A 21245-nucleotide genomic window follows, 5' to 3' on the forward strand; every position below is an offset into this window, starting at 1 on the left:
CGTGAAGGAGAGGTCGCCCTGGGCCTGGGTGCCCTCGCTGTACTTCGCCCAGGGGCTCCCCTACGTCACCGTGATGTTCCTGTCCGTGGTGTTCTACAAGAACCTCGGCGTGCGCAACACCGACATCGCCCTCTACACCAGCTGGCTCTACCTGCCCTGGGTCGTCAAGCCCCTCTGGTCCCCCCTGGTGGACCTCCTGGGCACCAAGCGCGGCTGGGTCGTGGCGCTCCAGGGCGTCCTGGCCGCGGCCTTCGCCCTGCTGGCCTTCCTGGCGCCGGCCCCGGGCTTCTTCCGGCTCACCCTGGCCATGTTCTGGATCGTGGCCTTCGCCTCGGCCACCCACGACATCGCCGCCGACGGCTTCTACCTCCTCGGCCTCACGGAAAAGCGCCAGGCCGCCTACGTGGGCCTTCGCAGCGCCTTCTACCGCGCCGCCATGATCACCGCCCAGGGCGGCCTGGTGCTCGCCGCCGGCAAGCTCGCCGAGCGCACCGGGGATCCCCGCCACGCGTGGGCGGCGGTCTTCATGGTGCTGGGCGCGGCCTTCCTGGGCTTCTTCTCCTGGCACCGCTGGTCCCTGCCGCGGCCTCCGGCCGACGGTCCCTCCCGGGGCACGGCCGGGCTCCTCCGGGAGTCCCTCGCCACCTTCACGTCCTTCTTCGCGCGCAGGGACATCGTCCTGGTCCTGGGGTTCCTGCTTACCTTCCGCCTGGGGGAGGCCCAGGCCATCAAGATGGTGACGCCCTTCCTGCTGGATCCCGCCGCCCGGGGGGGCCTGGGCCTCACCACCGCCCAGGTGGGGCTGGCCTACGGCACCGTGGGCATGGTCGCCCTCACCGCAGGCGGCATCGCCGGCGGCTGGGCCATCTCCCGCTTCGGCCTCCGGCGCTGGATCTGGCCCATGACCCTGGCCGTGCACCTTCCGAACCTGGCCTTCGTGTACCTGGCCGCGCTCCGGCCCGCGGGCCTGGGCACCGTGGCCACCGCCGTCGCCATCGAGCAGTTCGGCTACGGCTTCGGGTTTACCGCCTACATCATGTTCATGGTGATGATCTCGGCCGGGAAGCACCGCACCGCCCACTACGCCATCGCCACCGGCTTCATGGCCATGGGCATGATGCTGCCGGGCATGGCCAGCGGCTGGATCCAGGAGCACCTCGGGTACCTGCGCTTCTTCCTCTGGGTGTGCCTCTCCACCCTGCCCTCCATCGTCCTCACGGCCTTCCTGAAGATCGACGCGGCCTTCGGACGCAGGGAGCAGGCATGAACCGGCGCTTGGCGTCCCTGGACGCCTTCCGCGGCTTCGCCATCGCGGCCATGGTGCTGGTGAACAACCCCGGCAGCTGGATGCACGTCTACGGCCCCCTGGACCACGCGGCGTGGAACGGCTGCACGTTCACCGACCTGATCTTCCCCTTCTTCCTGTTCGCCGCGGGCCTGGCCATGACGATCTCCCTGGCCGGCAGGGGCGGAGGGGCCGCAGGCCTCTACCGGATCCTGCTTCGGCGCGCCGCGGTCATCTTCCTCATCGGGCTGGGGCTCAACCTCATCCCGGCCTTCCAGCCCTCCACCGTGCGCGTGCTGGGCGTCCTGCAGCGGATCGCGCTCTGCCTGGCGCTGGGCGGGCCCGTGGTCCTCTGGGGCCGGGAGCGGGCCGCGGTGGCCGCCATCCTGGGCCTCTGCGGGCTCTGGTTCGTCCTGGAACTGGCGGTGCCCGTGCCCGGGACCGACGGCGTGGCGGCCGCGGGCCGCCTCCTGCCCGGGCTGGACTTCGGCGCCTGGCTGGACCGCCTCGTCCTTCCGGGCCACCTGTGGGCCCACGCCCGCACCTGGGACCCCGAAGGGCTCGTGGGCACCCTCACGGCCACGGCGACCCTGCTCCTGGGCTCCCTGGCCGGGAGGCACCTGTCCGCCCCCGCGGGTCGCCACGCCAAGTGGCGCGGGCTGCTCCTGGGCGGAGCGGTCCTCCTGGCCCTGGGCTGGCTTCTGGGCCGGGCCATCCCCATCAACAAGAGCCTCTGGACGCCGTCCTTCGTGCTGTTCACCGGCGGCTGGGCCCTCCTGGGGCTCGCCGCCTGCCACGCGGCCCTGGACGAGGCTCCCGCGGGCTTCCGGGAGGCGGCCCGCAAGGTCTGCCTGCCGCTGACCATCTACGGCATGAACGCGCTCTTCCTCTTCGTCCTGTCGGGCATCGCCGCGCGGGCCATCCAGCTGGTCCGCGCCGGGGGCGTCCCCCTCAAGGAGCGGGCCTTCGGGGCCCTGGCGTCCCTCCCCGTCTCCCCGGTGAACGCCTCCCTGCTCTTCGCGATCCTGTTCAACCTGGCCATGTTCGCCGTGGCCTGGGCCATGTGGAGGAAGAAGTGGTTCGTGAAGGTCTGAAGCGCCTGGCGGCCCTCGCCGCCCTCGCGGCCTTCCTGGGCTGCGTGCCGCTGCGCCGCACGCCTCCCCCCGCCCCCCGGGAGTTCCGGGGCGCCTGGGTGGCCTCCGTGGCCAACATCGACTGGCCCAGCCGCCCGGGCCTGGGCGCCGAGGCCCAGCGGCAGGAGGCCCGGGACCTCGTCGCCCTTGCCCGGGCCCGGGGCCTGAACGCCCTCATCCTCCAGGTGCGCCCCGGCGCCGACGCGCTCTACCCCTCCACCCTGGAACCCTGGTCCGAGTACCTCACCGGGGAGCAGGGCCGGCCCCCGAAGCCGTACTACGACCCCCTGGCCTTCTGGATCCGGGAGGCCCACGCCGCGGGCCTGGAGCTCCACGCCTGGTTCAATCCCTACCGCGCCCGGCCCTCCTCCGCGCAGTCGCCCCTGGCGCCCTCCCACGTGGGGAAGGCCCGGCCGGAGCTGGTGCGGTCCTACGGCGACCAGCTCTGGCTGGACCCCGGGGAGTCCGGGGCCGTGGAACAGGCCCTGGCCGTCATCCTGGACGTGGTGCGCCGCTACGACGTGGACGGCGTGCACATCGACGACTACTTCTACCCCTACCCCGTCAAGGACGCCGAGGGCCGGCCGGTGGAGTTCCCCGACGACCCCTCCTGGCGGGCCTACCAGGCCGCCGGTGGCGCGCTGTCCCGGCCCGACTGGCGCCGGCGCAACGTGGACACCCTCGTGGAGCGCCTCTACAAGGAGGTCCACCGGGTGAAGCCCGAGGTGCGCGTGGGCGTGAGCCCCTTCGGCGTCGGCCGGCCCGGGCCGGGCTTCAGCCAGTACGAGGAGCTCTACGCCGACGTCGAGACCTGGCTCGCCCGCGGCTGGATGGACTACCTCGCGCCCCAGCTCTACTGGAAGCGCGATTCCCCGGGTCAGCCCTTCGGGCCCCTCCTGGACTACTGGCAGGGCCGGAACATCCTGGGCCGCCACGTGTGGCCCGGGCTCTTCACCAGCCGCACCCTCGGTCCCGACCCCTGGCCCCCGGAGGAGATCCTGGAGCAGATCCGGGAGGCCCGCGACCGCCACAGCGGCGGCCACGCCCACTTCAGCATCAAGGCCCTGAAGGGGGAGGCCGGCGCGGCCCTGGCCTACGACGGCCCCGCGCTGGTTCCCGCCTCGCCCTGGCTGGGCTCCGTCCCGCCGCCGGCCCCCGTGGTTCGAACCACGCGCTCCGCCGCGGGCCTGCGGGTCCAGGTGGACGATCCGCCCTGGCTCCTGGCCCTCTGGGCCCGCTACGGGTCCACCTGGCGCTTCTTCGCCCTTCCCGGGGGCGCGGGGATCCTCCCCGCCCGGTGGGAAGGCTCGCCCCTGGGGTCCGTCTGGGCCTCCTCCGTGGGGCGCTCGGGGGCCGAGAGTCCGCTCGCGGCCGTCCTTCCGGAGGCACAGCATGGAACCCCTTGATCATGAACCGCCCCGTTTCCTGGCCCTGGGCATCGACGCCGGGGGCACCGCCACCCGCTGGGCCCTGGCCACGCCTCCCGGGGACATCGTGGCTGAAGGCTCCGTTCCCGGGTTCAGCGCCATGGACCTCTTCGGGCCCGGGCAGGGCCGCGTGGCCGCGGTCCTCGAGGAGCTGGCCCGGGACGTGCTGGCCGCGGGAAGCCCCTCCCGGGTGCACGCGGGCCTGACGGGGTTCAGCTCCGCGGGCGAGGTCCTGGCGCGCCTCGTGGCCGCGCCGCTGGGCCTGCCCGAAAGCGCGGTCACCCTCAGCAGCGACATCGAGACCACCTACCTGGACCTCTTCCCGCCGGGCCAGGGCTACGTGGTGTACGCCGGCACCGGTTCCGTGGCCGTCTTCATCGACGAGGGCGGGGAGATGCACCGCGCCGGCGGCCGGGGCGTCCTCATCGACGACGGGGGCGGCGGCTTCTGGATCGCCCGTGAGGGGCTGCGCCACGTGTGGCGCGCCGAGGACGAGAATCCCGGAGCCTGGAAGGCGTCCCCCCTGGCCCGGGAGCTCTTCGAGCTGGTGGGCGGCCCCGACTGGGCCAACACCCGCAGGACCGTGTACGCCGGCAGCCGCGGCGACGTGGGCCGCCTCGCCCTGGCCGTGGCCCGGGCCGCGGACCGCGACCCCGCGGCCCGCCACATCCTGCGCGCCGCGGGCGCCGAGCTGGCCCGTCTCGCGGTGTCCCTCCTGAACCGCTACGGGCCCCGCCCCGTGGCGCTCAGCGGCCGCGCCGCCACCCTCCATCCCCTCATCCCCGACACCATGCGCGAGGCGCTGCCACCGGGCACCGACTTCGCCGTCCGTGCCAGCCGCGGCGAGCACGCCGCGGCCCGACTCGCCCTGGCCGCCGCCGGCGTCCCCCCCGAGGACCACCCGTCATGAGACTCGCCCTTCCCTGCCTCCTCCTTCTCCTCGCGGCGGGCTGCGCCCGGCCCGCCATCGACACCTCCCACCCGGCCAGGAGCCAGGACAGCCGGGCCCAGTTCCTCATCCTGCACTTCACCGGCGAGCCCTGGGAACGCTCCATGAAGATCCTCACCGAGGACAACGTGAGCGCCCACTACCTGGTGCGGGACAGCCCGGTGAAGGTCTACCGCCTCGTGGACGAGAACCGGCGCGCCTGGCACGCGGGGGCGAGCTCGTGGAAGGGGCAGACCCAGCTCAACGCGGCCTCCATCGGCATCGAGATCCAGAACCTGGGCGACGTGGCCGGGGCGGACGGGAAGATCGTCTACCACGCCTACCCCAAGGAGCAGGTCGACACCGTGGTCGAGCTCGTCAGGCAGATCGTCGCCCGCCACGGGATCCGCCCCGACCGGGTGCTCGGCCACAGCGACATCGCGCCCATGCGCAAGGTGGACCCGGGCCCGACCTTCCCCTGGAAGCGCCTGGCCGACGAAGGCCTGATCACCTGGCCCGACGCCGCGAAGGTGGCCGCCCGAAGGCCGGCCTTCGAGGCCGCCCTGCCCGACGCGGCCTGGTTCCAGGCGCGGCTGGCGAAGCACGGCTTCGAGATCACCGCCAGCGGCCAGTTCGACGCGGCCACGACGCGGATCCTGGGCAACTTCCAGATGAAGTACCGCCCGGCGGTCTACGACGGCAGGCCCGACGCCGAGACCGCCGCCATCCTCGACGTGCTTACCGCGCCCTGAGCGCCTTCCCCAGCCAGGCCCAAACCGCCTTGTTGAACTCCAGGCTCCGGGGCGTCCCCGCCAGGATCGCGTTGTAGCTCACGGGAACGTCCTCCGGGCGCTGCCGGAAGCGGGGTTCCGTCTCCCAGAGCTGGAAGTGCTCCGGGTGGAACTGCACGCCCAGGACGTTGGGGAACCGCTTGTGCTCCATGGCCTCCACCAGCTTGCCGTCCCGGGAGGTGGCCAGGACCGACCAGCCCCCTGCGGCTTCCACCACCGCCTGGTGGTGGGAGCTGAGGATGCGCGGATGGTCCGCCGGGCCGAAGCCGCTCTCCTTCAGGAACCGGCCCTCCCTCAGCTGGAGGGTGTGGAAGTTGTAGGACATCAGTTTCTCCTGCGGCAGCAGGCGCCTGTAGGGGTTGTTGTGCCACTGCTCGGGCCCCAGGGCGATGGCGTCCTCGTAGCTCGCGGCGCCGTAGATGCCGGTCCAGATGTCCTGGACCAGGCTCCCGCCCGTGCCCACGTTCAGGCTCTGGAAGCCCAGGCAGATGCCCAGGACGGGGAAGGCCGGCCGCGCTGCCAGGAGCGGCTTGGCGCCCGGGTCCTGGGTGCCACCCAGCAGGTGGAAGATGGCGGAGAGCTCCAGCCGGTTCCGGTGGGGGTCGTCCACCTCCGAGAGGAAGTTCGTCTTCTGGTGGAAGATGGCCGCCGGGATGTCCGGGCCGCCGAAGAAGACGGCGCCGTCGGACTTCGCGGCGACGGCCTCGAACTCCGGCGTGCAGGCGTTGGGCCTGAACAGGTCCGCCTCGGCCAGGGCCGCGGAGACGGCGTGGAACTTCACCCAGGCGTAGCCGTGGTCCCCGGCGAACTTCCGGGAAGCCTCGAAGTCCTCCTTCTGCTTCACGTGATAGACGCCGACCACCGTGAGTCCGGGGACGTCCAGGATGCCCTTCTCCCGCAGCGCGGCCAGGCACCGGAGGTTGTAAACCGTCGGGTTGAACACCACGAGCCGCGGCCCGTCCTGCGGGGGCCGGGGGGCGTCCAGGAAGCGCTCCTGGGCGCCGAGGCCCAGGCAGAAGGCCAGGGCCAGCGCCAGGAGCCTCATCGCACGAGCCGGACGCCGAGGCCCGGGGCGTCGGGCAGGATGAGCTTGCCCTTGCTTGCCGTGACGCCCGTGTAGGGGTCGTTGCCGATGAGGAGGAACCCGTCCAGGTCCGCGTAGTCCGCCAGGGGGGAGAGGTGGGCGGCGGCCGTAATGGAGCAGGAGCTGGAGACCATGCACCCGATCATGGTCTTCATGCCCAGGGCCCGGGCCACGGTGAGCTGGCGGTAGGACTCCAGGAGCCCTCCCGCCTTGTCCAGCTTCACGACGATGCCGTCGAAGGCGTCCCGCAGCTTGGGGATGTCGGCGGCATCGTGGCAGGCCTCGTCCGCGAAGATCGGGATGTGCACGTGGTTCCGGATCCAGCGGGTCTCCTCGACCATGTGCGCGGGAAGGGGCTGCTCGATGAGCTGCACGCCCTGGGACTCGAGCCAGTTGATCTTGCGGGCGGCCTCCTCCTTCGAGGTCCAGCCCTCGTTGGCGTCCACCCGGAGCGGCTTCTTCGTGACGCTGCGCACCGCCTCGATGGTGGCCTCGTCCGTGGCGAGGCCCACCTTGACCTTCAGGAAGGGGAAGTCCTCGGCCTCGCGGACCTTCTGGCGGGTGATCTCCGGGGTGTCGATGCCGATGGACATGTTGGTGACCGCGGCATCCGCCGGGTCCAGCCCGAAGTGGCGGCACACGGGCACGCCCAGCTTCTTGCCCATCCAGTCGAAGAGCGCCAGGTCCACCGCGGCCAGGGCCGCGCGCTGCCCGGGGAGGCGGCGGTCCAGCTCCGCCAGGAGCTTGTCGAAGCTCCAGGGGTCGCCGCCGGTGATGAGCGCCTTCACGGCCTCCAGGGCGTGCTGTCCGCCCAGGGCGTCCTGCTTGTAGCGCACGATGCCGGCCCCCTCGCCGTAGCCCGTGATCCCGTCGCGGGTGAACTGGGTGTGCAGCGTGTCCCGGTAGGCGCTGGAGGACATGGTGGTGGTCCAGGTGTGCCGCAGTTCAAGCCGGCGGATCCGGGTCGTGAAGCCGGCGGCCTTCGGGGCCGCGGGCCTGGCGGCGGGGGTCTCCAGCAGGTCCCTCCCGAGGAGCGCGGAACCCGCGGTGGCCGCGGCGATTGCCTGGAAGAGTTCGCGTCGTTTCACTTGAGCCTCCGCATCGCCACGAGGATCGCGGACCATTCGGGGCTTGCGAGCTCCGAGATCTGCACCATGGGGCGGTTCCTGGGTGTGTCGTGGATGAAGGCGCCCTTGCCGAGGTACATCCCGGTGTGGCTGATGTGGTCCTTGTCCCTGCCGAAGAAGAGCAGATCGCCGGGTTCCAGCGCGGCGCGGTCCGGCACCGGGACCAGGCCCTTCCATTCCGCCTGCACGTTGGCGTCCCTGGGCATGATGGCCCCGCGGCGCCGGATGATGGCCTGGGTGAACCCCGAGCAGTCGAACCCGAAGGAGGAGCACCCTCCCCAGGTGTAGTTGACGCCCAGGAAGCGCCGGGCCAGCTCCAGGGAGGCCTCGATGCCGATGGGCCTGAAGTCCGTGCGCACGTCGCCGCTCTGGATCCAGGCGCCGCGCCCGTCGGGGAGCCTCACGCCGAGCCAGCGCGCGCTGTCCATGGGTCCGGGGACCCGCTCCAGGCGCGCGCCGAACGGCGCGGTGAGCAGGGGCGCGTGCCTGGTCACGTCCGGCTCGCGGTACACGTTCGCGCCCAGGACGTCCACTTCCACCATCGTCCCGGCGGGGTAGCCCTCGCCGGCCTTCAGGGCCCGCAGGGCCGAGGCCTCGGCCCACCCGGGGTAGTCGTCGTCCCCCTTGATGCGCACCCAGCCGTCCTTTCGCTCCAGTTCCACCACGCGCGCGCCCAGAAGCGCCTGGGACACCACGTCGGCGTCCTCCCGGGGGCCCGAGAAGACGTTCACGACGGGCCGGGTCACCACGTGGGCCTGCGGATCCCCGGCCCATCCGGGCAGGACCATCAGGAGGGAGGCGATGAGGCCGCGGATGAAGGCAGGACGCATGGGGTACCTCGGACTGGAGAGAGCTGGCTGATACATCATGTCACAAGGCAAGGACCTAGGGGACCTGGAGCGTCCCCGACACCCTGCCCTCCGGGGAGGAGGCCCCGGCCAGCTCCATCCAGGCCGCGGCCTTCCGGGCGATGCGGGCGATGACGGCCTCCCCTTCGCGGTCGTCCCGGAGGTGGGAGGCCATCACGGCGACGACGAAGGGGCGGCCCTTCACGAACACGATGCCCACGTCGTTGCGCACCCCCTGGAGGGAGCCGGTCTTGTCGGCCACCACCAGGCCGTCCGGGAGGAGGCGGGAGAGGTAGCTGTCCTTGGGAATCGAAAGCAGCTTCATGAGCCCGGCCCGGGACGCCGGGGAGAGGGTGGGGCCGCTGTGGATCTCGGTGACCAGCCGGGCCAGCTCCCGGGGGGTGGCGACGTTCTCCCGGCCTTCGGCGGCGGCCTTCGCGTCCATCATCTTCCGGCGCAGGCGGGTTCGCGTCAGGCCCAGGGCGTCCAGGGCCGCGTTCACGCGGTCCATGCCCACCCGGTCGATGAGGATGTTGGTGGCGCTGTTGTCGCTCACCACCACCGTGAACAGGGCCAGGTCGTGCAGGGTGAGGCGGGTGCCGGGGGCGAGGTTGCCCAGGATGGCGCTGTCCTCGGCCAGGTCCCGGGGGTCCACCGCGTAGGGATCGGTGAGACGGGGGCCCGGCTTCTCGCACTGGCGGTACAGCTCCAGCAGGAGGGCCAGCTTGATGGTGCTGGCCGCGGGGAAGACCTCGTCGGCCCGGAGGGAGAAGGTCTCGCGCGTGTCCAGGCTCTGGATGAACACGCCCACGCGGCCTTCCGCGGCATCGGCGATCCGGGTCACGTCCCGGGTCATGCGGGCCCAGGCCCAGGAGGGGTCCGCCTGGGCCCGGAGGCTGGCCGCGGCCACGAGGCAGAGGGCGCACGCGCGGAAGGATCTGAGCATTTCCACTCCTGGGACAAATCCATTATGCTCACGTTATGTCCAACCCCAGCATCCGTGGAACCCATGCCGCTCCGTACCGGGGAGGGCGCGGCCGGATTCCCTTCGCGGTGCTGGCCGCGCTGGCCCTGTCCCTGGGCGCGCAGACCCCCAGGCTCGACGAGCTGATCGCCGAATCCCGGGCGGCGGCGATGCCCGCGTTTCCCAGGAGCACGGCCGCGCCGGACCTGGTGGAGCTGGATCCCTCCATCCGCCTCGACATCCGCTACGCCACCCGCGACAACTTCCTCAAGGCCCCGGTGTACGCCCAGGCCCGGGCCTTCCTCCAGCGCCCCGTGGCCGAGGCCCTCCTGCGGGCGGACCGCGCCCTCCAGGCCACGGGCCTGCGCCTGCGGGTCCACGACGCCTACCGGCCCTGGTGGGTCACGCGGGTCTTCTGGGAGGCCACGCCGAAGGCCGACCGGGACTACGTGGCCGACCCCGCCAAGGGCTCTGTCCACAACCGCGGGTGCGCGGTGGACGTGGACCTCCTCGGGCCGGACGGGACCCCCCTCCCCATGCCCAGCGCCTACGACGAGATGTCCCCGAAGTCGCACGCCGCCTACGCGGGCGGCGACGCCCAGGCCCGGCGGAACCGGGACCTGCTGAGGGCCGCCATGGAGAAGGAGGGCTTCCGGGTGCTCAAGGAGGAGTGGTGGCATTTCGACCATGCCTCCAGCCCCGGCTACGGCGTCCTGAACGTGCCTTTCGAAGCCATCCGCGACCGGTCGGCGGAGTTCGCCGCGGCGGGCCAGGTGCTCCTGGTCACCACCTCCGGCTGGAATGCCGTCCAGGGCCGCATGCAGCGCTTCGAGCGGGTCGGCGGCACCCTCGTGAAGGCCGGGGCCCCGCTCCCGGTGTGGCTCGGGAAATCCGGCCTGGCCTGGCGCAGCGACGACGGCGCGCCCGCGGCCCCCGCCCCGGGCCCCGCCAAGCGCGAAGGCGACGGCCGATCCCCCGCGGGCGTGCTGACCTTCGGCGGCATGTGGGGCTACGCGCCCCGGGCGCCCGAGGGCGTCAAGCTGCCCTACCGTTCCTCGACCGAATGCGACCGCTGCGTGGACGACCCCGACCACGCCGACTACGGCCGCATCGTCAGCACCGCCGACACAGCCCCCACCTGGCGCTCCGCGGAGCGCATGCGCCTGGAGACCGACCACTACCGCTGGCTGGCCGTGATCCACTACAACGACCAGCGCCCCGTCAAGGGCGCCGGCAGCTGCATCTTCCTGCACGTGGCCCCGCCCCCCGGCGGCGGCACCGCGGGCTGCACCGCCCTGGCCCCGGAGGACCTCCTCACCGTCCTGACGTGGCTGGATCCCGCGCGCAATCCCCTGCTCGTGCAGCTCCCCGGGGAGCTGCTGGATGCCGCGAGCGCCGCCTGGCACCTGCCCGCCGCCCTCAACCCCTAAGAACCGGGAGTCCCCGTGTCCATGCGCCCCCTCAGCCTCGCCCTTCTCCTGCTCGCCCCGGCCCTGGTGCGGGCCGCGGACCCCACCGTCCACGAAGCCCTCGTGGCCGTCAGGGCGGACAGGGCCGGCGACCCGGGGGTGGCGAGGACCCTCCAGGCCCTGGCCTCGGCCCACGGCACGCCGGTCTATGTCTACGACCAGGCCCACATCCTCGGCCAGGTGGGCGCCCTCAAGGCCGCCTTCGCCCCCAGGTTCCCCAAGCTGCGCCTCCTCTACGCCCTCAAGGCCAACACCAACCCCGCGATCATCGGCCTCCTGAAAAGCGAGGGCCTCGGGGCCGAGGTGGTGTCCCAGGGCGAGATCGAGTGGGCCCTGAGGGCGGGCTACAAGGGCCCGGAGATCATGTTCACCTCCTCCTCCAAGAGCCCCGCCGAACTGCGGCGCGCCATCGCCCTGGGCGCCGTCCTCAACGTGGACTCCATGGACGAGCTGGGCCAGGCGCAGGCCGAGGCCCTCCGGCAGAAGAAGCAGGCCCGCATCAGCTTCCGGGTCAACCCCGGCGTGGACCCCCACACCATCCACCAGATCAACACCGGCATCACCGAGTCCAAGTTCGGCCTGCACCTCCAGGACGGCATCGCCTTCCGGGCCTACGAGAAGGCCAAGGCCATGCCCGGGATCCGCATCGAGGGCGTGCACTGCCACATCGGCTCCCAGATCACCGAGACCGAGGGCTACGCCCTCACCGCCAGGAAGATGCTGGGCTTCGTCAAGGAGCTCAAGGACAAGCTGGGCCTGCGCCTTGCCTTCGTGGACCTGGGCGGCGGGCTGGGCATCCCCTACAAGGACGGCCAGGAGGTCATGTCCCCCGGGGAGCTGGCCAAGGTCCTGGAGCCCATCTGGAAGGAAGGCGTGGCCGCGGCGGGCTACGAGCCCACCCTGTGGCTCGAGCCGGGGCGCTTCTTCGTGGGCGGCGCCGGCTTCGTCCTGGTGCGCGTCAACACGGTCAAGCAGACCCCGGTCAAGACCTTCGTGAACGTGGACGCGGGCTTCAACACCCTCATGCGCCCCATCCTCTACCAGGCCTACCACCGCGTGCGCGTCCTGGGGAAGACCGCGGACCCGGTCACCGTGGACATCGCCGGCGACGTGTGCGAGACCGGCGACATCCTCGCGGAGGCCCGCACCCTGCCCCGGGCATCGGCGGGCGACCTCCTGGCCATCCTGGACGCCGGCGCCTACGGCTTCTCCATGGCCAGCGAGTACAACTCCCGGCCGATGCCCGCCGAGCTCCTGGTCGACGGCGCCAAGGTGCGCGTCATCCGCCGCCGCGCGGGCTTCGCCGACATCTTCCGGAACACCGGCAAGTGAGGGCCCCGGGCATCGCGCTCGGCGCGCTCTTGCTCCTCTGCGCCGGCTGCCACCATGCTCCCCGCAATCCGCTGGCCCAGTGGTCCCCGTCGCCCAACTTCAACGCCCGCCGGCCCCAGATGGTCATCATCCACCACACAGCCTGCAACACCTTCGACGAGGCGCTGAAGGTCCTCCAGACCGCGAATTCCGGCGGGCCCGTGAGCAGCCACTACCTCATCGGCCGGGACGGGCGCCTGGCCCAGCTGGTCTCGGACGACCACCGCGCCTGGCACGCCGGGGGGGGCGGCACCTGGGGGGCCTCCCGGGACATCAATTCCCTCTCCATCGGCATCGAGCTGGACAACAACGGGTTCGAGCCCTTCGCCCAGCCCCAGATCGACAAGCTGCTGGTGCTGCTGGACGACCTGGTGCGCCGCTACGACATCCCCCGCACCCAGATCATCGCCCACGCCGACGTGGACCCGGTGCGCAAGCACGACCCCAACGCGGCCTTCCCCTGGAAGCTCCTGGCCGAGAAGGGCTTCGGCCTGTGGCCCGACGCCGAGCTGCCGGAACCCCCGGCGGACTTCAACCCCTGGGCCGCCCTGCGGATCCTGGGCTACTCCCTGAAGAACCCCGCCGCCACCCTGGGCGCCTTCCACCTCCACTACCGCGCCACCGAGGCCGGGGAGCTGGACGGCCTGGACCGGAGGATCCTCTTCAACCTGCAGTCAAGGCAGCTTGGGACCGCGGGTCTTCCGCATCAGGATCTCGGACTGCCCGGCAACCAGGTAATCCGGTAGCTCCCCCACCACCCGGTAGCCCAGCCGTTCGTAGAAGCGGCGGGCGCCGTGGTTGAAGGCGGAGACGCAGAGGAAGACATTGGGGTAGTCCCGGAAGATCCGCTCCTCCGCGAAGCCGATGAGCGAGGCGCCCAGGCCCAGGTTCCTGAAGCCGGGCGCCACGCAGATCGCCTGGATGTAGCCCACGAAGGCGCCCTGCAGGTTGAGCATCAGGAATCCGGCGAGGCGGTCGCCCGCGCGCGCCACGTAGCGCTCCCGGCTCGGGTCCCGGATCTGGGCCAGGAGGGAGGGCCGGCCTATGCCCAGGGTCCGCCAGGGGTCCGAGGACGCCAGGAGGTCCGCGCACAGCTCCGGCTCGAGGTCGGTGTGGAGCGGCCGGATCGAGAGCGCGTCCATCAGGGGTAGAGGAGGAAGGGCGCGCGCCGCTTCAGGAAGGCGTCCCGGGCCTCCTCCCAGCCCCGCACGACGGCCTGGAAGGGCTTGTCCGCGGCCAGCAGCGCGATGGAGGCGTCGTCCCGCAGCAGGCGGTTGAGCTTGGCCAGGTCGAAGGCCTTGCCGTACAGCCGGCGCAGGGTGTGGGCGACCGCCAGGCCCAGTTCCACGGGCCGCAGGGCGTCCCGGTCCGTGAGGAGGATGCGGACGCCGCCGCAGTCCTGGTCCTTGAAGACGCTGGCCGCGGGGCGGAACCGCACGGCGACGAAGCGCACGCCGGGCAGCCCCAGCTTGTTGAGCTCGAAGGCCAGGGCACGGTCGTTGACGTACGGGGCGCCCAGCACCTGGAAGGGCGTATCCGTGCCCCGGCCCACGCTGATGGCCGATTCCAGCAGGCCGGTGCCGGGATACAGCGCCGCGGCGTCGAGGTTGCGCATGTTGGGCGAGGGGTCCGTCCACGGCAGGCCCGTGGCGTCGAGCCACTGCCCGCGCTGCCAGCCCTGCACCTGGACCACCTGGAGCCTGGCGCCCAGCTTGAGTTCGCCGTTGAACATCCCGGCGAGCTCGCCCACGGTCATGCCGTGGCGGATGGCGACGGGATGGCAGGCCGTGAACCCGAACTCGGACGGGACCACGGGCCCTTCGACCCGGTCGCCCCGCACGGGGTTGACCCGGTCCAGGACGATCAGGGGGATGCCGGCGGCGGCGGCGGCCTCGAGGCAGCCCTTCAGGGTGGCGATGTAGGTGTAGAAGCGGCAGCCGATGTCCTGGACGTCGAAGACCAGGGCGTCGAGGCCGGCCAGATCCGCGGGCGACGGCGCGCGCTGGCCGGCCTTGTAGAGGCTGACCACCGGCAGGCCGGTGCGGGCGTCCACGGAATCCGGGATGCCCTCCTGGTCCAGCTGGCCGCGGATGCCGTGCTCGGGGCTGAAGAGCCGCACCAGTCGCACGCCGGGCGCGGCCTTGAGGACATCGGCCGTGGCGTGGCGCTCGTTGTCGATGCCCGTGTGGTTCGTGCACAGGCCGATGCGCAGGCCCTTCAGGGCGGCGAAGCCGGTGCGCTCGAGCACGTCGATGCCGTTGAGCGCGGTGGGCACCTCGTCCTTGGCGCGGGGGAACAGCGTCCCGTCCCGGCGCTCCGTGAGCCCCGACGCGCGGGCCGCGAGCGTGGCCACCTCGTAGTACAGCTCGCGCGTCACGCCCTTGCCGTCGGGGTGGAGGCGGGTGGTGAGCAGCACGTAGAAGGTCTCCGAGGCCGGGTCCATCCACAGGGCCGTGCCCGTCCAGCCCGTGTGGCCGAAGGAGCCCAGCCCGAAGAGGGCGCCCCGGGGCCGGCTGAACGCGGAGTCCAGGTCCCAGCCGAGGCCCCGGCGCTCGTACACCGAGGCCGGGGTCTGGACGCTGCGCATCAGCGCCAGGGTCGAGGGCTTGAGGAGGGGGCCGCCGCGCAGCAGGAAGCGCGCGTACGTTGCGAGGTCGGTTGCGGTGGAGAAGAGCCCGGCATGCCCCGCCACGCCGCCCATGCGGCGCGCGGTCGGGTCGTGGACGACGCCCCGGAGCATGACGCCGTGCTCGTCCCGCTCGGTGGGGGCGACCTGCGACGGGTCCGGATGGAAGGTGGAAGAGGTCATGCCCAGCGGCCCGAACACCTCGCGGGCCGCGAAGAGGTCAAGGGGCTGCCCCGACACCCGGCGCACGATTTCGCCCAGGAGGATGAAGTTCACGTCGCTGTATCGGAACTCCCGGCCCGGAGGCGGGTCCGGCACGCAGGCGCAGGCCCGCCGGATGCCCTCCTCGTACCCGCTCCAGGGTTCGGTGAGCGCCAGGTCCGCGATCAGCCCGGACGTGTGGGTGAGCAGGTGGCGCACCGTCACCTCGCCGCTGGCGAACTCCGGCAGGTAGGCGCGGACCGGGGCCGACAGGTCGACCTTGCCACGCTCCACCAGCAGCAGGACGGAGGGGAGCGTGGCGACGACCTTGGTGAGGGAGGCCACGTCGAAGACCGTGGCTTCCGTCATGGGTTCCACCGAGGGCACCAGCGCGCGGTTCCCCTGGGCCCAGTGGGCGTCCCCGGAGCCGTGGCCCACCCACACCACGGCCCCGGGCGTGACCTTGCGCTCGATGGCGCCGGCGAGGGCGGCCCTGAGCTCGTCGAGCCCTTTCGGGTTGAACGGCTGCGCGCTCAGCACGAATGCGGAAAGCAGGAGGACCATGATTCGCATGACCCAGCCTACTCCAACTTCCCGCTTTTTTCTCAGGCCTTCGCAGTCTCCATTTCGGCTGCCCTGGGGAAGAGGATGTGGCTCTCCAGGTAGATGTGCAGGTGGAGGTCCTCCTCCAGGTTCCGGAGGCCCATGTACAGGGACCGGAAGCTGCCGCAGGCGTCGTCCGGCAGGGTGTAGTCCTTCGTGAGCTCGCGGATCTCCCGCAGGACGTCGCCGGCGGCCTCGTGCTCGCTCTGCATGACGCTGATGGGGCCGCGCACGCTGCCGAAGCAGCTGTCGCAGGCGGGGGCGCCCGACTCCAGGCCCCGGATGAAGGGGAAGAGGATCTGCTCCTCCTTCTGCAGGTGGGGCATGAGGTCGTCGTAGAGCGCCGTGAAGAGGCTGGCCACCCGCGCCAGCTCCGGATGGTTGGCGCCGTGGACCCGGGCCACCTTCTCCATGAGGGGGGCCACGCGGTTCAGCTCCTCCCGGGTGAAGACGTGGTGGGTGGACTCGATGTGGGCGATGAGGGCGGTCATGCTGCCCGCGGCCAGGACCTTGGGATCCAGGGGCTCGGCGGCCGGGGCATCCAGCCCCTCCAATGCGGGCAGGACGTCGGACACCTGGCGCCCGGCGTGGGCGCAGGCCTCGGCGAGGGTGCGGTGGCCGCCGCAGCAGTAGTCGATGTTGTGGCGCTCGAAGAGGCGCATGGTCGCGGGGTGCTCGAGGACGATGTCGCCGATGCGGGTTGCCGGGGTGATGGTGCTGGACATTGTGGGTCCCTCCGTAGACCAATATCCGACCGGAACGGTCAACTAACCTTGACGGAGGTCAAGAGGGCGGAATTAAAAGAGGGGCCGGGGCGCTCCCCCGGCGCCGGGCTTCACCAGCGACCCGGCCCGGACCCCCAGGAGGCGCAGGCGGCGGTCGAAGGTCACCCGGCGCAGGCAGTCCCGGGCGGCGTCCCGCAGGCCGTCGGCGGAGGCCACGGCCCAGGCCAGGGTCACGTCCCGGGAGAGGATGGAGAAGTCGTCGAAGCGGAGCTTGACGCCCACGGTCTTGGCGGCGAGGCCCTTGCGCTCCAGGTCCTGGGCCAGCCGCCCGCAGAGGTCCAGGAGGATGGCGGTGAGCCGCTCCCGGTCCTCCCGGGGGTGCAGGTCCCGCTCGAAGGTGGTCTCCCGGCTCATGGACTTGGCCTCCCGCACGATCGTGAGGGGGCGCCCGTCCCGGCCGTGGGCGGCCTCGGAGAGCCAGGCGCCGAAGCTCTGCCCGAACCGCTGGAGGAGCAGCGCGGGATCGGCCGCCGCCAGGTCGCCGATGGTGCGGATCCCCATGGCCTCCAGCTTCCCGAAGGCCTTGGGCCCGATGCCGTTGACCGCCGAGGCCGGCAGGGGCCAGATGCGGGCCGGGATGTCCTCCAGGCCGAGGATCGTGACCCCGTCGGGCTTCTGGAGCTCCGAGGCGATCTTGGAGAGGAGCTTGTTGGGCGTGATTCCCACGGAGCAGGTGAGGCCGGTGGCGGCCTTCACGGCCTCCTTCAGGCGCCGGGCCAGCTCCGCGGAAGTTCCCTCCACCTCCGTGAGGTCGATGTAGATCTCGTCGATGCCCCGGTCCTCGATGCTGGGCGCGATCTCCGCCACGGCGGCCTTGAAGGCCCGGGACACCCGCGAATAGGTCTCGTAGTCCCCCGGCAGCAGGATGGCGTCGGGGGCCAGGGCGGCGGCCTTCATGAGGCCCATGCCCGAGCGCACCCCGAAGGCCCGCGCCGGGTAGGTGCAGGTGGTGACCACGCCCCGCCCCCGGTAGTCCCTCAGGCGCTGGAACCCTTCCTCCGCGGGGCGCCGGCGGCCGCCGATGACCACGGGCAGGCCCTTGAGCTCCGGGAATTTGAGGAGCTCCACCGAGGCGAAGTACGCGTCCATGTCCAGGTGCGCGATGCGCCGGGGAGGGCCGGAATCCACTGTGTCTGTCGGCTGCATAGGCGTCGCCCCGGGCGGGATGACGAAATTATAGCGAACCGGCGTCCTCGCCGCGAGCCAAGGATTGAACCCGCGCGTCTTTCGCCGCATCTTTGACGGTGGACTCAACCCCCACCGGACCGCGGGGGTCCAACATCACGAAAGGAGCGGACCATGGCCATTTCCAGCAGGTTCCCCACCATCCTCCGTTTCGCGGCCCTTTCCCTCATCGCCTGCTCCGCCTTCGCCGGCCAGCCCTGGTTCCGGGGCGGCGGATCGGCCGGGCGCGGCGGCGGCTTCCACTCCGGTGGCGGTTTCCACTCCGGCGGCGGCTTCCGGGTCCACCCCGGCGGCTTCCATGGCAGCCCCGGCCTGCGCGTCTACGGTTCCGTGGGCATCCTGCCGCGGGGCTACGCCACCTACCGCTGGGGCGGGTCCCCCTACTACATGCACGGCGGACTCTGGTACCGCCCCTGGCGGGGCGCCTACCTGGGCTGCTACCCCCCCATCGGCCTCTACCTGGACGTCCTGCCCTTCGGGTTCGCCACGGCCTACTACGGCGGCCTGCGCTACTACACCTACGAGGACGTCTATTACACCGACTCTCCTTCGGGCGGCTACGTGGTGGCCGATCCCCCGGAGCGGGAGGAGGCCCGCCGCGCCGCGCCGGCCGCACCGGAGCACGACGCTCTCCTGGTCAGTCCCAGGGAAGGCCAGAGCGCCGAGAAGATGAAGGCGGACCGCGCCGACGCCCAGCGCCACGCCCGCAAGGTCAGCGGCTACGACCCGGCGTTCAGCGATCCCTCCGACCCGGGGACGCCCCGGGCCCGCAGGGCCTACCAGAAGGCCCTGAGGTCGTACCTGGAGGACCGCGGCTACTCGGTGGACTGACCCGGGACCGAAACGAAGTTTTTTCTGTAATCGCCATTGACTTGGTAAACAGTGTTTCCTAAATTGGTGGGGTAGCCTGGAGGCGCCCCGTGGGTCCCACCGATCGACGCGAACGAGAAAAGCAGCTTTTGCGCAGGAAGATCCTGGACGTCTCCCGGGAGCTCTTCGCCGAGCGCGGCTACGACGCCGTCACCATGCGCACCATCGCCGAGGCCATCGAGTACAGCCCCCGCACCATCTACCTCCACTTCAAGGACAAGGAAGACCTCATCCGGGAGCTGTGCCAGGAGGATTTCCGGGCCTTCGGCGAGGAGCTGGCGCGGGGCATCGCCATTCCCGACCCCCTGGACCGGGTGCGCGCCATCGGCCTCAGCTACGCCGCCTTCGCCCTGGCGTACCCCCACCACTACCGGCTGATGTTCATGAACCCGCCCCAGGCCAAGCCCGAGCACGGCGGCGACGGCAAGGGGAATCCGGAAGTGGACGCCTACGCCCTGCTGCGCTCCACCCTCGAGGAGGCCATCGCCGCCGGCCTCCTCCGCCCCGACTGGACCGATCCCGACCTGGCCGCCCAGGTGGTCTGGTCGGGCATGCATGGCCTCATGTCGCTGGCCATCACCCACAAGGACGACGCGTGGGTGGCCTGGACCCCCGTCCAGGCGCGCATCGAGGCCATGACCGACGTCCTGATCCGGGGCATCCGCCGGTAGGACCTTCCATCTCCCCCCTGCCCCGCGGCGCCCGCCGCGCGGCGCGAGCTGCACATCCAACCCTTCCCGCAAGGAGTCCCCCCATGGTGGACCTCGCCCTGCGCATGCTCCTGCACGACCGCATGCGGTTCCTCATCACCGTCGCCGGCGTGGCCTTCGCCGTGCAGCTCATCCTCTCGCAGGTGGGGCTGTTCCTGGGCCTCGTCCGGAACTCCTCGGTGATCGTTCGCCACATCCCCGCCGACATCTGGGTGACGTCCCGCAACACCCCCAACGTGGACTTCGCCCAGACCTTCCCGGAGACCTATGTGAACCGCGTGCGGTCCATCCCGGGGGTGGCGCGGGCCGACAACCTCATCGTCACCTTCGTGAACGCCACCCTCCCCACCGGCGCCACGGAAGGCACGGTCACCTATGCCCTGGAGGACTTCCGCGCCTGGAACCTGCCCTGGGACATGGAGAGCGGGAGCGTCGAGGACCTCCGCCGGGGCAACTACATCGTCACCGACGCCTCGGCCGCGCGGCGCATCGGCGCGTTCGCCGCGGGCGACTACCGCCAGGTGCAGGGCGTGCGCATGCGCTATGCGGGGCGCTCCCGCGGCGCCGTGTCGTTCACCACCACGCCGGTGTCCTTCATGGACTACCGCCTGGTCCAGCAGCTCAATCCGGACCTCCTGTCGGGCAGCACCACCTACATCCTCGTGAAGGCCGCGCCCGGCGCGGACCTGAAGGCGCTCCGCGCGGAGATCGGGCGGCGCCTGCCCCACAACGACGTCTACACCGCCCGGGACTGGGCGGACCGCTCCGACGCCTACTGGATCAACAACACCGGCATCGGCATGAACGCCTTCACCGCGGTGTTCCTGGGGGTGCTGGTGGGCGTGGTGGTGGTGGCCCAGACCCTCTACACCTCCACCATGGACCACCTCAAGGAGTTCGGCACCGTCAAGGCCATCGGCGGCTCCAACGCCGACATCTACCTGCTCCTGGGCCGCCAGGCCGCGGTGGCCGCGGTGCTGGGCTTCACCCTGGGCGGCCTCATGGTCCTGGGCCTCAGGCCCGCGGTGGCCGCCCTCGGCCTCCAGCTCATCCTGCCAATGCGGGTGTGGGCGCTGGTGGGCGGCGGAACCCTCCTCATGTGCGTGCTTTCCGCCGGCCTCAGCTTCCGCAAGGTGGCCGGCATCGACCCCGGCCTCGTCTTCAGGAGCTGAACCATGCCCGTCCTCTCCGCCACCGGCATCATCAAGGACTACCAGGAGGGGCGCGAGCCCGTACGCATCCTCCACGGCCTCTCCCTGGACCTGGAGCCCGGGGAGGTCGTCGCCCTGGAGGGCCCCTCGGGGTCCGGCAAGACCACCCTGCTGCAGATCCTCGGCTGCATCCTGAGCCCGACCGGGGGGGAGGTGCGGGTCGCGGGCGAGGCCGCCCGGCCCGGGCGCCTTGCGGCCCTGCGCAGGAGCCACATCGGCTTCGTGTTCCAGCAGTACAACCTCTTCCCCTCCCTCAACGCGGTGGAGAACGTCCAGTACGCCCTGCAGGTGAAGGGCTTCCCCCGGGAGGGCATCCGGGAGGAGGCCCGCACCTGGATCGAGACCATGGGCCTGGCGGACCGCGCCGGGTACCTGCCCCGGGACCTCTCCGGCGGCCAGAAGCAGCGCGTGGCCATCGCCCGGGCCATGGCCGGGAGGCCCCAGGCGCTGCTGGCCGACGAACCCACCGCCAACCTCGACACCGCCTCCGGCAGCCAGGTGCTGCGGCTCTTCCGGAACCTCGCCACGGACCACGGCCGCGCCGTGCTGATCGTCACCCACGACCCCAAGGTCCAGGACATCGCCGACCGGGTGCTGCGCATCCGGGACGGCCGGTTCCAGGCCTAA

Annotated in this window: 20 protein-coding genes; 12 read left to right on the forward strand and 8 right to left on the reverse strand. The window is 71.7% G+C overall.

Features of this window, described 5'->3' with window-relative positions:
• Position 1: 1 nt before the first annotated feature.
• The 5 genes from ACZ5MC_RS12570 to ACZ5MC_RS12590 are packed head-to-tail and all read left to right on the forward strand — an operon-like array spanning position 2 to position 5525.
• Positions 2-1267 carry an MFS transporter gene (locus ACZ5MC_RS12570; protein WP_306600825.1) on the forward strand — a complete coding sequence of 422 codons (1266 nt, stop codon included), beginning with the start codon at positions 2-4 and terminating at the stop codon, positions 1265-1267.
• A complete protein-coding gene (locus ACZ5MC_RS12575) occupies positions 1264-2379 on the forward strand; it encodes an acyltransferase family protein (RefSeq protein WP_464515946.1) in 1116 nt (371 codons plus the stop codon). The genes ACZ5MC_RS12570 and ACZ5MC_RS12575 overlap by 4 nt, the downstream gene beginning before the upstream one ends.
• A complete protein-coding gene (locus ACZ5MC_RS12580; RefSeq protein WP_464515947.1) occupies positions 2361-3824 on the forward strand; it encodes a glycoside hydrolase family 10-like protein in 1464 nt (487 codons plus the stop codon). The genes ACZ5MC_RS12575 and ACZ5MC_RS12580 overlap by 19 nt, the downstream gene beginning before the upstream one ends.
• Positions 3811-4755, forward strand: a complete 945-nt coding sequence (locus ACZ5MC_RS12585; protein ID WP_464515948.1) for an N-acetylglucosamine kinase — start codon at positions 3811-3813, stop codon at positions 4753-4755. The genes ACZ5MC_RS12580 and ACZ5MC_RS12585 overlap by 14 nt, the downstream gene beginning before the upstream one ends.
• Positions 4752-5525, forward strand: coding sequence for an N-acetylmuramoyl-L-alanine amidase (locus ACZ5MC_RS12590; protein ID WP_464515949.1), 774 nt, complete (start codon positions 4752-4754; stop codon positions 5523-5525). Before ACZ5MC_RS12585 ends, ACZ5MC_RS12590 begins: the two co-directional genes overlap by 4 nt.
• Here the strand turns inward: ACZ5MC_RS12590 and ACZ5MC_RS12595 are convergent.
• Genes ACZ5MC_RS12595 through ACZ5MC_RS12610 form a run of 4 tightly spaced genes read right to left on the reverse strand, consistent with a single transcriptional unit; the run spans position 5512 to position 9569 of the window.
• Positions 5512-6609, reverse strand: a complete 1098-nt coding sequence (locus ACZ5MC_RS12595) for a gamma-glutamyl-gamma-aminobutyrate hydrolase family protein (RefSeq protein ID WP_464515950.1) — start codon at positions 6607-6609, stop codon at positions 5512-5514. The genes ACZ5MC_RS12590 and ACZ5MC_RS12595 overlap by 14 nt on opposite strands.
• The gene (locus tag ACZ5MC_RS12600) at positions 6606-7736 is read right to left on the reverse strand and encodes a dipeptide epimerase (RefSeq protein ID WP_306600831.1); all 1131 of its coding nucleotides are present in this window, start codon (positions 7734-7736) and stop codon (positions 6606-6608) included. The genes ACZ5MC_RS12595 and ACZ5MC_RS12600 overlap by 4 nt, the downstream gene beginning before the upstream one ends.
• On the reverse strand, positions 7733-8605 hold the full coding sequence (locus tag ACZ5MC_RS12605) for a C40 family peptidase (protein WP_464515951.1): 873 nt from the start codon (positions 8603-8605) through the stop codon (positions 7733-7735). Before ACZ5MC_RS12605 ends, ACZ5MC_RS12600 begins: the two co-directional genes overlap by 4 nt.
• Positions 8606-8660: 55 nt before the next feature.
• The gene (locus tag ACZ5MC_RS12610) at positions 8661-9569 is read right to left on the reverse strand and encodes a serine hydrolase (RefSeq protein ID WP_306600833.1); all 909 of its coding nucleotides are present in this window, start codon (positions 9567-9569) and stop codon (positions 8661-8663) included.
• A gap of 35 nt (positions 9570-9604) precedes the next feature.
• Between ACZ5MC_RS12610 and ACZ5MC_RS12615 the strand changes: the two genes are divergently transcribed.
• The 3 genes from ACZ5MC_RS12615 to ACZ5MC_RS12625 are packed head-to-tail and all read left to right on the forward strand — an operon-like array spanning position 9605 to position 13173.
• Complete coding sequence (locus tag ACZ5MC_RS12615) at positions 9605-11017, forward strand: M15 family metallopeptidase (protein WP_306600834.1); 1413 nt, start codon at positions 9605-9607, stop codon at positions 11015-11017.
• 21 nt (positions 11018-11038) lie between these two features.
• The gene (gene lysA, locus ACZ5MC_RS12620; protein WP_306602280.1) at positions 11039-12388 is read left to right on the forward strand and encodes a diaminopimelate decarboxylase; all 1350 of its coding nucleotides are present in this window, start codon (positions 11039-11041) and stop codon (positions 12386-12388) included.
• Positions 12385-13173 (forward strand): N-acetylmuramoyl-L-alanine amidase, encoded by a 789-nt coding sequence (locus ACZ5MC_RS12625; RefSeq protein ID WP_306600835.1) that lies wholly within the window; start codon positions 12385-12387, stop codon positions 13171-13173. The genes lysA and ACZ5MC_RS12625 overlap by 4 nt, the downstream gene beginning before the upstream one ends.
• Here ACZ5MC_RS12625 and ACZ5MC_RS12630 read toward each other — a convergent pair.
• From ACZ5MC_RS12630 to dinB, 4 genes are all read right to left on the reverse strand, one after another.
• Positions 13102-13569 carry a GNAT family N-acetyltransferase gene (locus tag ACZ5MC_RS12630; protein WP_306600836.1) on the reverse strand — a complete coding sequence of 156 codons (468 nt, stop codon included), beginning with the start codon at positions 13567-13569 and terminating at the stop codon, positions 13102-13104. The two genes, ACZ5MC_RS12625 and ACZ5MC_RS12630, sit on opposite strands and share 72 nt — an antisense overlap.
• Positions 13569-15827 (reverse strand): exo-beta-N-acetylmuramidase NamZ domain-containing protein, encoded by a 2259-nt coding sequence (locus tag ACZ5MC_RS12635; protein ID WP_306600837.1) that lies wholly within the window; start codon positions 15825-15827, stop codon positions 13569-13571. Before ACZ5MC_RS12635 ends, ACZ5MC_RS12630 begins: the two co-directional genes overlap by 1 nt.
• 32 nt (positions 15828-15859) lie before the next feature.
• Complete coding sequence (gene ric, locus ACZ5MC_RS12640; protein ID WP_306600838.1) at positions 15860-16582, reverse strand: iron-sulfur cluster repair di-iron protein; 723 nt, start codon at positions 16580-16582, stop codon at positions 15860-15862.
• Positions 16583-16654: 72 nt separating this feature from the next.
• On the reverse strand, positions 16655-17788 hold the full coding sequence (gene dinB / locus ACZ5MC_RS12645; RefSeq protein WP_306600839.1) for a DNA polymerase IV: 1134 nt from the start codon (positions 17786-17788) through the stop codon (positions 16655-16657).
• A gap of 153 nt (positions 17789-17941) precedes the next feature.
• On the opposite strand from dinB, the gene ACZ5MC_RS12650 reads away from it, so the two are divergent.
• From ACZ5MC_RS12650 to ACZ5MC_RS12665, 4 genes are all read left to right on the forward strand, one after another.
• Positions 17942-18658 (forward strand): DUF6515 family protein, encoded by a 717-nt coding sequence (locus ACZ5MC_RS12650; protein ID WP_306600840.1) that lies wholly within the window; start codon positions 17942-17944, stop codon positions 18656-18658.
• Positions 18659-18747: 89 nt separating this feature from the next.
• Positions 18748-19368, forward strand: coding sequence for a TetR/AcrR family transcriptional regulator (locus tag ACZ5MC_RS12655; RefSeq protein ID WP_306600841.1), 621 nt, complete (start codon positions 18748-18750; stop codon positions 19366-19368).
• Positions 19369-19451: 83 nt separating this feature from the next.
• The gene (locus ACZ5MC_RS12660; protein WP_306600842.1) at positions 19452-20579 is read left to right on the forward strand and encodes an ABC transporter permease; all 1128 of its coding nucleotides are present in this window, start codon (positions 19452-19454) and stop codon (positions 20577-20579) included.
• A gap of 3 nt (positions 20580-20582) precedes the next feature.
• On the forward strand, positions 20583-21245 hold the full coding sequence (locus ACZ5MC_RS12665; protein ID WP_306600843.1) for an ABC transporter ATP-binding protein: 663 nt from the start codon (positions 20583-20585) through the stop codon (positions 21243-21245).

Source organism: Mesoterricola sp. JemC181, from assembly GCF_055384585.1.